General features: G+C 64.9%; 6 protein-coding genes. 2 read left to right on the top strand and 4 right to left on the bottom strand.

Annotated features, from left to right (window positions below; all coding sequences use genetic code 11):
• Positions 1 to 24: 24 nt before the first annotated feature.
• Positions 25 to 1842 (bottom strand): mechanosensitive ion channel family protein, encoded by a 1818-nt coding sequence (locus NCW75_01865; protein UYV13043.1) that lies wholly within the window; start codon positions 1840 to 1842, stop codon positions 25 to 27.
• A gap of 43 nt (positions 1843 to 1885) precedes the next feature.
• Entirely contained in the window at positions 1886 to 3337 is a 1452-nt protein-coding gene (locus NCW75_01860; protein ID UYV13042.1) for a PhoX family protein, read from the bottom strand.
• 92 nt (positions 3338 to 3429) lie between these two features.
• On the opposite strand from NCW75_01860, the gene NCW75_01855 reads away from it, so the two are divergent.
• A complete protein-coding gene (locus tag NCW75_01855) occupies positions 3430 to 4236 on the top strand; it encodes a hypothetical protein (protein UYV13041.1) in 807 nt (268 codons plus the stop codon).
• Positions 4237 to 4239: 3 nt separating this feature from the next.
• Positions 4240 to 5277 (top strand): hypothetical protein, encoded by a 1038-nt coding sequence (locus NCW75_01850; GenBank protein ID UYV14233.1) that lies wholly within the window; start codon positions 4240 to 4242, stop codon positions 5275 to 5277.
• Here NCW75_01850 and NCW75_01845 read toward each other — a convergent pair.
• On the bottom strand, positions 5274 to 6278 hold the full coding sequence (locus NCW75_01845; GenBank protein UYV13040.1) for a 2-hydroxyacid dehydrogenase: 1005 nt from the start codon (positions 6276 to 6278) through the stop codon (positions 5274 to 5276). The two genes, NCW75_01850 and NCW75_01845, sit on opposite strands and share 4 nt — an antisense overlap.
• A 237-nt stretch (positions 6279 to 6515) precedes the next feature.
• Positions 6516 to 11966: a S8 family serine peptidase gene (locus tag NCW75_01840; protein ID UYV13039.1), complete on the bottom strand. Its 5451-nt coding sequence runs from the start codon at positions 11964 to 11966 to the stop codon at positions 6516 to 6518.
• Positions 11967 to 11999: the final 33 nt, after the last annotated feature.

Below are 11999 nucleotides of genomic sequence, written 5' to 3'. Positions count from 1 at the left end.
CTCTGTGCCTCTGCGCCTCTGTGGTTATCCCCTCTTCTCCGAGCGAGGGCCGTTCGGCTCCCGTGGCGTCTGCGGTGCGTCTTCGAGCGCCCACTGGTCGTCCCCCTCCGGAACCACATGCAACGTCTGCGTCGGGAACGCAAACTCCACGCCCATCCCCTGCGCCAACCGCAGCACGTCCAGCATGAACCGCTGCCGCTCGGCAAGCTCCGTCGCCCAATCCGGGCACTCGTGGAAGATATAGATCAGCACGTCCAAGCTATGCGGCCCGAACTTGTTCAGGTACACGTGGAACACGTCCTTGCGCGTGCTCGGGTGGTCCTTCACGATCTGCCGGACGCCCTCGCAGAACTTCTCGATCGCGTCCGGCGGCGTGTCGTACGGCAGGTTCACGTGCGTCGAGAACCGCCGGTACCGCCGCCGCCCATAGTTGTCAACGGTCGCACGCACCAGCGTCGCGTTGGGCACCGTCACGATCGAGTCATAAAACGTCCGGATCCGCGTCGAGCGCAACCCGAGTTCCACCACCGTCCCCTCGACGTCATCCACCACCACCCAATCCCCAACCTCGAACGGCCGATCCGCGATCACCGCGATCGACCCGAAGAAGTTCTCGATCGTGTCCTTCGCGGCAAATGCAACAGCCAAACCGCCAATGCCCAGCCCCGTCAGCAGCGGCAGCACCTCGTAGTCGAGCGCGTGCGCGATGTACACGATGCCAAAGACCGTGATGATCGCCTTGGCCGTCTTCCGACCCAATGGCACCAGCAGGTCGTCGATCTTGGTGCTGGTCTTGCTCGCCCGCTTGGTCAGCACGTCACCGATCAGGTCGACCACGCTGAACGCCGCCCACACGACCGACACCACCAGGATGGCCAGCACCCCGATGCGGATGATCGTCTCGGGCAACCGCGGCAAGCCCAGCAACTCCTGCCCGTAGTACCACACGACAGCCGCCGCCAGCAACGCGAAAGGCCGCGCCGCCCGCTTGACGACCTTCGGGTCCGCCTTCACCCCGCGCCGGGCGAATCCCGCCCACCAGAGAAACCGCACCAACGCGATCGCCAATAGGTCGGCCACGAACCCGGCGAACACAATGGCCACGATCAGTGCCCATTTCCAGGCCGGGATGCCGGCGAAGCTCGCCCACAGATAACGATCCGCGACAACGCTCTCGAGGTTGAACGCCACCCAACGCTCGATGCGGAGCGCGGGCGTCAGTTCGCCGATGTCCTCGCCCCACCTCGCCGGCAGCCGCCCCAACCGCCGGAACAGCGCCTCGGAGTTGTCCACCGTAGAAGTGGCAAACGTCCACACACCCCCAGCGCGCCGGGTGAGCGCGATCTCCAGCCCGTCCTCACCCTCGCCCAGCAAATCCGCCGCCTCGGCCTGCCCAAGCTCGGCCAATTCCTCGCTCTCATGCGGGAAGTACACGAACCGATCCATAGGCGACCCATCACGCCCGGCCTGCCGCACCGCCTGCGCATCGGGTAGCGCGTACCGCGACACCTGCCCCAGCCGCTTCAGGCTCTCGTGCAACCGGATCGCGCTGTTCAGCGTCGTCACGGCCTCGGGCCCGGACAGGCCGAGCGCGGTGGCAAGATCATCCTCGGCCCGGCCACGCTCCTCGCTGAACGGCTCGCTTCCGTGGTACCGCGAGACCGCCCGCAGAAAGGTCATCATCGTGGAACGCGGGCTGTCAAATCGAGGGTCGAGCCCCTCGCCATCGCGGGCTTGCTCGCTCGTCGTGGCGTCGGGCGGTGGCTCGGTCTCGGGCGTTTCCTGGGCCCAAACCGGTGAAGCGAACAGCAGAACGAGATAGACAATCGCGACGCGGAGCATCGGACATGCTAGAACCATGATGACGGCGCGGGCGAGCACCTGCTCAACCCGACCGACGAGACTCCCAAGGCCCGGTGATCGCCAGCGTGATGCCCACGGTCTGCACGTTCACGAACAGCGTCGAGCCATCGGGGCTAAAGCAGGCCCCAGCCAGCTCGCTGTTGTTTCGCGCGTTGCGGCCGATCTTGTAGATCCGCCCCTCGGGCGTCACGCCAACGAGGAAGTCCTCCTCGCTGCCATCCTCGCACACGATCAGGTCGCCGAACGGTGCCACCGTCAGGTTGTCCGCGTTGTCGATCAACCCCGCATTATTCGGCTCGATGAACAGCTCAAGCACGCCCGGCTCGCCTGCCTCGCCGTCCGTGCCCTCGGCCGGCGACGGCGTGTACCGCCAGATCTGCCCCTTGTTGATCCGCCCGCCACTCGTGCACGCGAAGTACGCCGACGCCGGCGAGCCATCGGCCAGCGCCCCCCACCACATGCCCTCGCCGCGCGCAAACCGGGCCGCGCCCCTGGCAAACCCACGCTTGCGCAGGTCGTCCTTCGGGCTCTCGACATCGTCCATGTCCAGCCATTCGACCTCGAGCCGATCGCCGATCGCGACCTTCTGCTTCTCCCAGTTCCGCGTGTCCAGGCTCAGCCTGCCCTTGATGCACAGGGCCTGCAACCGCCCGCCCCGCTGCAACTCCCCGGGCACGTCGGGCACGAACCGATAAATCAGCCCGTCATGCCGATCCTCGGTCTGGTACACGATGCCCGTCCCAGGGTCAACGCACACCGCCTCGTGCATGAACCGCCCCATCGCCTTGAGCGGCACCGGATCCGCAAGCCCCGGCGTCGCGCTCGCCGGCACCTCGAAGTTGTACCCGTGATCGCGCTCGAACACGCGACTCTCGCCATACCGATCGCTTGCACGCTCGGCCGTCTCCTCGCACGTGATCCAAGACCCCCACGGCGTCACCCCGCCCGCACAATTGCGGATCGTCCCGGCCAACGACAGGAACTCCTTCTCCACCGTCCCCGTGCGCGTGTCGTACACGATCGTCGTCGTGCCGCCATAGCTGTGGTAGCCGCCAAAACCCGCATCATAGAACTTCGCGCGAGGCAGCCGGCCCGCCAGCCGCTGCCCATCACCAAACGGGCTGCCGTTCCTCTTGCTCGGGTCCAACTCGTGGTTGCGCACGATGATCGTCGTGCCGTCCTCGCCCTCGAACGCGCCCATCGCGTCGGGCAACCCCGGCACGAGCAACCCATCGCTCATCACCTGCCCGATGCGGCTGATGATCTTGTAGCGGAAGCCCTCGGGCAGGTCGAAGATGCGGTTGGGGTCAGGCCGCAACGCCCCAAACCCAAGCCCGATATCCCCGCTCCCCGGCGTCGCGAACGCCCCCCGCGCAAACAGCGACTGCAACCCACCAAACCCCAGCGTCACAGCAGCCGCCGACTGCATGAACTGGCGGCGGGTCGTCTCAGTGTTGGAAAACGGCGTACTCATCGCAAAAACATACGAGCCCCGGACCGTTTCAGTCCGTATACAAAGGATAGTACGGCCCACATTTAGCGCCCGCTTCACGCAAACCAGCCCCAATGCCCGCCATGCCCAACAAAGCCGCAACCCGAATCTGGAAACGCCTGCGAGGCCGCAAAGCCCGCTGGTTCGGCCACCCGGCGATCATCGGTGCCATCGCTCTCGTGACCCTCGCCGACTTCGCGACCATCCCAGCCGGCCCGTGGTTTGGCCCATCCACAGTCAAACAGGCCCTTATTCGTACGACTTCCAGCTTCCTCGGCAAAGCCCGCCCGACAGGCCCACGAAACTGGTTTCCAGGCGTTTTCTTCACGCGCGGCGAAGATGTCGAGTTCGTGTGGCACGGCCTCTATGGCAGTTTTTCCTCCCCAACGATGCTCGACCTGCGACAACTGGAACAGGAACGCTGGCTCCCGATGGGTGGTGCCAGCACGTGGCACAACCGCACGCGGGGCCTCCTGCACGTGACGTCACGAACGACCTCTTTCCGCATCCACGGCGACACGACACCAGAGAGGCGAAGCAAGATGATGTCCAGATTCGTCGAACGCTACGACGAACTGCCAGCAGACCATGAATTCCGAAATTGGTCAGAATTCAACGATATCCGCCGCCTCTATGCACAAGGCAAGGACACCGAGACCTCCATCATCTGGACCGGCTACCTTCGAAACACCCTCACCCTCGCCCTCCTCGCGGGCCTCTTCATCCTCCCCATCCTCGGCCGCACCGACCTCCACCTCCGCGCCTGGCGAGACCGCCTCCTCAACCGCCACTACCCCGGGCAATGCCAAACCTGCCGCTACGACGTGCGAGGCCTCGAACAATGCCCCGAGTGCGGCACGCCCGTGGAAGGGGACGCCTAGCCCATGACCAAACACCCCAACCAACGCAAACCCAGCCACTGGCGCTGGCCCCGCCGAATCACCCTCGTCCTCCTCGCAGGCGTACTCCTCACGGTCGCGTCGAGTTGGATCCTGCAATGGCGGGCATTCCGAGCCTCGGCGTCAATGGCCGCATGGTCCATCGATCCGTCCACAAATATCACGCCACTCGATTACCACTACCAAGGCAATGGCATCTTCGAGTCGACCGTGTTCTATCTCTCGAACGACACACCGCCATCGGTGCCCATCGATGTCCACCATGTGCCGGAAGTTCCGTGGTTCATCATACAGCGTGACGGCAGGAGTTGGATTCATAGAAACGAGTGGGATTACTCGCAGACCGTCCACCGCGATGCCATTCCAAAGAATCCCCCGTTGATTCCTTCCGCCCACTACCGACTTCATCCGAACGAATTCACCTGGATCAACCCAAACGAACCGCTATACGAGCTGAGCCAAACCATCGTCCCCGACTGCACCATCGACATTGATCCACTCAAGTCCCACTGGTTCGATCCTGCTCGCTACTTCGCGCACGCCCCCGGCTGGTTCGCCGCCTCCTCCTTCCGACGCAGCCGCGACCAATCCCTCCACGCCCTCCACCGCCCCGTCGAACGCTGGTCCGCCCAACGCTGCGGCTGGCCCATGGACGCCATGATGACCGAGCAGTACGCCATCGGCCCACGCCCACCCATCGAGCGCGTCGAAGACATGCCACTCGTCAGCCTCCGCCACGGCCTCAAGGGCGGCCTCATCCTCCACCACCAGCCCCAGCACCCCATGCTCCACCCGCTGGGCCACCACAGCCTCCCCCTCATGCCCCTCTGGCCCGGCTTCGCCGCCAACACCGCCGCCTACGCCGGCACCATCGCCCTGCTCTGGCTCACCATCGCCGGCGGCACCCACCTCCTGGGCACCAAAAAACGCCGCCGCAAACGCGGCCTCTGCGAAGCCTGCGGCTACGACATCCAAGGCCTCACCACCTGCCCCGAATGCGGCAACGCCAGGGCGCCCGCCTAGGCGAGCATGGCCATCGTCACGGTGTTCTCGGGATCCAGCCCACCGGCCTCAAAATCCGTCAGGTTCTTAATGGTCGTCCGTGCGATGTTGCCCAGCGCTTCTCGGGTGAAGAAGCCCTGGTGGCCGGTGATCAGCACATTGGGAAAGGTGAGCAACCGCGCGAACACCTCGTCGTCCAGGATCTCGCCGGAAAGGTCCTTGAAGAACAGGTCGCCTTCCTCCTCGTACACGTCGATACCCAGCGACCCGAGCCTCCGCGCCTTGAGCGCGTCAATCACCGCTTTCGTATCGACCACCCCACCGCGGCTCGTGTTGATGAGCATCGCCCCATCCTTCATGCTCGCAAGCGCCCGCCCGTCGATCAGGTGGCGTGTCCCGGGCGTTAGCGGGCAGTGCAGGCTCACGATGTCGCTCTCGCGAAGCAACGTGTCGAGCCCAACGAACTCGACGCCGAGCGTGCGTGCTTCTTCGCTTGGCTTGGGGTCGAAGGCTAGCACACGGCAGCCAAAGCCTCGCAAGATACTGCACGCAGCCAACCCGATGCGGCCCGCCCCCACGACCCCAGCGGTCTTCCCATGCATATCGAATCCCATCAGGCCTTCGAGCGCAAAATTCCGCTCGCGCACGCGGTTGTACGCCCGATGGATCTTGCGATTCAGACACAGCATGAGCGCCACCGCATGTTCGGCTACCGCGTGCGGCGAGTACGCAGGCACCCGTGCCACGGCGATGCCAAGCCGCTGGGCGATCTCCAGGTCGACCTGGTTAAACCCCGCCGCTCGCAGGGCCACCAGACGCACGCCGGCGACCTTAAGCCGTTCTAGCACGGCCGCCGGCGCCTCATCCTGGCTGAAGATGACCACCGCCTCGTATCCTTCGGCCAGCAGGGCGGTTGTTTCCCGTAGCGACGCTTCGACGAACCCGAGTTTGTGCCGGTCGCCATTCGCCTCTTCCAGGGCCCGCTTGTCGAACGCGCGCGTGCTGTAGACCAGTGCCCTCATGGCGTATCCAACGCCGCCCACGGCCCAAAGGCAACGAGCCGGACTCGATCCCTACCCAGACGCCACGCGATCCCACCACACACCACCAACAAGGGCGTGGCCACGAGGCCCACAATAGCCAACCCAGAAGCTCCGTCATCGCAGCGCGAAGGATGGTCTTTGCCCAAAAAAACCCGCGTCGATCACACCAATCGACGCGGGCGAACAGTCCCAATCCCGGATCCGATCGCGAACCGATCAGGCGATGTCGCTGGTGATACCCAGCGGCGTGCCCAGCGTCCCGAACCCACCGCCGAAGAAGCTGTCGGTCCGGCCCTGGTACGCCACGATGCCGCTCGAACTCTTCACCGTGAAGCCGTAGAACACGCCCGCCGCCCCATCGGCCTGCGCCGCCGCGAAGCGGTTCGTGCTGATGAAGTCACGCAGGTTGAACTCGCTCACCCGCGACGCCCCCGCCACGCGGCGGAACGTCTCGGTGCTGCCATCGGTGAAGCGGAAGGTGATCTCCAGCAGGCTGTCGTTCAGCCCCGGGTTGTACACCCGCACGTACTCCTGCACCTGCCCGGCCTGCAACGGCGCGAAGCCCTCGCTGAAGCCCCACAGGCTGTGGGCGTCGTTGGCCGTCGCCGAGCTCAGCGAGTCGCCCAGCCCACGCGTGCTGCTGGCCACCACCACCGCCTGGTCGCTCTCGTAGAACACGCCATACGGTGTGCCCGTCGGGAACAACGCGATATCCTCGACCTGCACCAGGCTCACGCGGCCCGGGTCCACCTCGACCGTCTGGCGGATGGCCCCGCCGCTCTCGAAGATGAACTGCAGCGTAACCGTCGCCTCGCTCGACGATGGGTTGAACACGCTGATGGTCTCGTCCGTACTCGTCTGGCCAATCTGGCCCTCGGCGATCGCGCCCTGCGTGCGACCCAGGTTGGGCTCGCCCAGCTGCGCCGCGCCGGCACCATTGCTGAAGCTGCTCGACGCCGCCACGATCGGCTCGGTCGCGATCAGTGACACACCATACTGCCCCGGCTGGATCTGCCCGGCAAGCTGCCCGTTGGCCAACTCGTTGTTGAAGTTCCAACCGCCACGGCGGAAGCCCTCGAGCGTGTACACCAACTCGACAGCCGCGCTCGACCCGCCCTGCCCGGTCAACGGGAACAGGAACAGGCTGACCTTCGTCGTCTCGCCCGTGGTGTTCTGGAACGTCACGAAGTCGCTGCTGCCCTCGCCAATCGAAACGCTGGCAAAGCTCCACACCTCGCTGGCCGTACCGCTGAACGCCTCTCCAGTCGACGAACCAAAGTCAAAGTGGCTCATGGTCGCGGCAACGGGCACCGAAGAGCGGATCTCCAGGGCATAGGGCGTGTCCTTGAACACGCCATCGGTCAGGCCCGTCGTCTCGTTGAACACGTTGGTCGCGCTGCCCATCGCGTACAGCTCGGGCGTAGTGATCGTCAGGGCGTCGGGGCTGCGCGTGTTCGCGTCCACCATGCCGTCGAAGATCACCTGATCGCGGATGCCGATGCTCGGGTCCTCGTACCGCACGATGACCACCACGCGGCCATCGGTGTTGGTGAAGTTGGTCAGCGGCACGAACGTGCTCGCACGATCGTTCGCGAAGCCCTCGGGATAATACTGGCGGAACGCCAGATCGGCCAACCCCTCGCTGTCGTCGGCCGGTGCCGTCGGGTCGTAGGTCAGCAGGCCCTGATCCAAACGCATGCCGTCGGCCCGTGTGGCCGTGGCGGTCGCCTGCAGTCCGTTGGCCCCATCGATACCCGCCTGGCCCTGATCACTCAGGAAGACGAAATACCGCATCGTCGTGCTCTGCCCCGGATCGACGTCGCCCAGGTCGTACGACAGTGCCATCGTCAGGTCGCTCGCCACACCGTCGGGATCGGGAACCATGCGGTCGATCACGCTCTGCGGGTTGCGCACGTCGGCTGAGAGCGACGCGAAGAACGCCGAAGCACGGGCGTCGGTCGGGTCGGCCGCCAGCCCGATCGAGAGCCCATCCGAACCGGTCGCGATGGCCATGGGCTGACCGTCAACGACATCGTTGATCGTGAACAGGCTGCCCGTCGTGCCAATATTCTGGTCGGGGTTGAAGCCCTCGGCCCACAGCACGTCGTTGATGCGGCGATCGGTCGTGTTGGTGAGCACCACGTCGATGGCAATGAAGTTGTCGCCAAGGCCATAGCTGATGCTGCGATCGACCCGGAAACCGTTCGACACGCCGCCGATGGCCACCCGATTGACGCCCGGCGTCGACTGGCTGGTGACGTTGAACGGCACGTCCTGGCTCGAACCCGCCCCATCGTTGACGAACGCGCCAGAAGCCGATCCCAAACCAAAGAACGCCGGACGGCCACCGCCGATACCAGGGATGAACTCCGTACCGCCAAACACGATACCGGTGCCATCGAAGCCCCACGCGCCACTGGCCGAGACGCCCGCATCCAGACGGTCGCCGCTGAGCGCCACACCCGGGTCGCTCACACCCGAAGCGAGTTGCACCTCCAGGCTGTACCCGCCAACGGTTTCGCCCTCGCCGCCAGAGCCAACGACCGTCGGGTCGTACGCGCTCGGGGCCACCGCACGCACCGAATCGCTCACGCCGATGAAGTACGTACCGCCGTCGACGAATACGAAGCCGTTGATGGCCGCATCGCGCTCGCCCGCGGGGTTCGAGGCCTGCAATTCGTTGCCCTCGTCGTCGAACAAGCGGATCGCTAGGTCGGCAACGCCGCCTGAGGTTGCTGCGACGTTAAAGGTGCTGCCCGCGGCGGCCTCGAACTGGTAGATGTCCACGTCGAACGCACCAAAGCCACCATCGCCGATGAAGGCATTCAAGTTCACCACGCCCAACGCCGGCTCGATCAACCGGGCCGTCGTCAGTGTGTCGTTGAGCTCAAAGGGACCGAAGATGTCGTTCTCGAGCGTGAAGTCGAGCGTCCAGCCCAGCAGGCTGCCGATGTCGTTGCCCTTCGTGTCGCGGATCACGAGCTGCCACGTGCCTGCGGCAGAGTTGTTGTTGTACACATCCAGCGACTCTTGCGGACGCCAATCACCGGTGAACGGCGCGTCCGCGGCGGTCGCGCTCGTGATGCTGCGCGACGCGTCATCATCGAAGACCGCTGACGTCACGTCATCGGCATCCGCGCCGATACCGCCAAACAGCTGGACTTCCTGGCCCTGCGGCCCAACAAGGCTCACCCTGAGATCACTCACGAAGTCGTGGTTGATGTTGATCGTGACGTTGACATCACGGACCTCGCGTGCGTCGCTCACAAAGATCGAATCGATCAGCACACTCTGGTCGGGCACCGTCACGCCCGGAACACCAAAGGCGTTCCCCAAGCTCACCTCGGAGTCACCGATCAGGGCAACGTCGAGCCGCAAGTCATAGTTGCCAGTCGACTGGCTCTGGCCGCTGGCGGGCACCAAGGGCAGGTACCCCTCGTTCCCGAAGCCGCTGACACCAACGTAGTAGATGCCACCGCTGGGCACGAAGAAGTCGATGAACGGGTCGTTACCGAAGAACTGGTCGTTGATGGCCAGTTCCTGGCCGGCGGCGTCGAACAGCCGCAGCACGCCATCAAGGTTGCTCGGCGTGGGCAACTGCTGGGCCAGCACGCGAGCCGAGATCAAGCCGCCCCGGGGCAGCTCGAGACGATAAAGATCGACATCGAGCCCACCGTTCACGCCATCACCGATGGTGCGACCCGAGAAGGTCACCGTGCCATCCCCACCACCGGGGATGATCGCCGGAGTCGCGGTCGAGAGCCGGTCGTTGGGCTCGCCGATGCCCGGAGCAAGGATCAACTCGAACTCGTAAACCTCGTCCGCACCGCTCGTGGAATCGCCGTTGAGGAAGTTGCCCTCATCATCCACGATGGCGGTGTTGTCGATCGTCAGGCGGTAGTCATCGATCGCGCTCAACGAACCAATGGGCGTGATCGTCATCACGGTGCGCGTGGCGTCAAGCGTCGCGGTCGAAAGATTCACCGTGACCTCGTTGCCATCGAAAAAGCCACCGTCACCGCCCGACCGGACCAGCGACAGGCGGCTCAGGATATCGACAGGCAGCGCCTGCACCGGCTCACTGAACGACACCTGGACCTGGTTCACCGGCGAGCCGGCAATCTGCCCGGGGCTGACCTGCAGCACCAGCGGGCCGTCGGTCGTGATGATCTGCAACGCCCGGGCCGCGTTGACGCGCCCATCGGCGATCACACGATCCTGCAACGCCGCGATCGGATCGGAAGAATCGATCAACGCCTGCGTCACCTGCTCGGGGGTCAGGTCGGGGCGGATGGTCTTCATCAAGCCAACAACGCCCGCAACGATCGGGCCGGAGAACGAAGTGCCGTCGATGAACGTGTACGTGCCGTTGACCGCCGTGGTCAGGATGGCCTCGCCCGGCGCCGCCACATCCACCGTCGTCTCGCCGAAGTTCGAGAAGCCGGCCAGCTCGTCGCGGTTGTTCGTGGCCGCGACCGACACGATACCCGGCAGGTTGTATGCCGCAGGGAAAGTGGTAAACGTGTCGTCGTTGTCGTTGCTGTCGTTGCCGGCCGAGGCAACGAACGTGGCGCCCGCCGCGATGAAGTCCTCGATCGCCTCGCGCTCGAAGTCGAACTCCTCGAACTCCTCGAAGAACGACGGGCTGAACGCGCCATAACTGTTGTTGCTCGCGACGATGTTCACGCCGCTCAGGATCAGATCGGTCAGATAGTTGTGCCCAGCGATGATGGCGCCACCAACGAGCGAGCCACCCTCCTCGGCGATCTTGATCGGCAGGATCGAAACGTCCCAGTTCACACCCGCGATGCCGATGCCGTTGTTGCCAACGGCACCAATAGTGCCCGCAACGGCGGTACCGTGGCCGCCGCCCATGGCCGTATCGTCCGGATCGTTGTCACCACCGAACTGGCCGGTGCCCCCAGGGCCAAACGTCGCCGTGCCAAAGTCCCAACCGCGGATGTCATCCACGAATCCGTTGCCGTCGTCGTCGATGCCGTTACCCGGAATCTCGCCGGCGTTCGACCAGATGTTGTCGGCCAGGTCCTCGTGGTACCACTCCACGCCCGTATCGACCACGGCGATGACCACACCGCTCGAACCGGTCGTCGTCTCCCACGCCTCCTCGAGGCTGATATCAGCGCCCACCGTGCCCTGCGGCTGGCCTGGGATGGGCTGGCCCACGTTGTCCACCCACCAGGCACCTCCGTTCAACTCGTCGTTGGCCACGCGCGTGGGTTGGTAGGCCACGTTGGGCTCGATGTTCACCAGATTGCCCATCCGGTCCCGCACCCAGTCGATCGCACGCTCATTGAGCGGATCGGGCGTCAGGAACTCGATGAACCGGCTGCCGCGGAACATGTAGCCATCAATCGCGATGCCAAGTTCGCCGATCACCTTGCTGAATTCGGCCGTCAGCGTCTCCTTCGTGACCGAGCGATCGAAGGTCGCGATCCACGAATCCTCGACAGCCGCGACCTCACCGCCCTTCCAGGGGCGGACCTCGATGCCTTCGGGCAACTCGACCACCGCCGAAAGCAGCACGCGAGGCTCGAGGGTCTCGACCATCGCCGGCGACGGGGTACCCGCCGATCGGGCGGCTCCCGCGCGACGGAACAGGTCGGTCAGGCGGCTGATGGGGGCGCTCGTGTGACGGCTGGTGGGCATTGGAATCTCCATCGGCGGCGCTATGAAGCGTGC

This window comes from Phycisphaera sp., from assembly GCA_025916675.1.
In the GTDB taxonomy this organism is placed as follows: domain Bacteria; phylum Planctomycetota; class Phycisphaerae; order Phycisphaerales; family UBA1924; genus JAHCJI01.
This window is presented reverse-complemented; position numbering and strand designations above follow the sequence as displayed.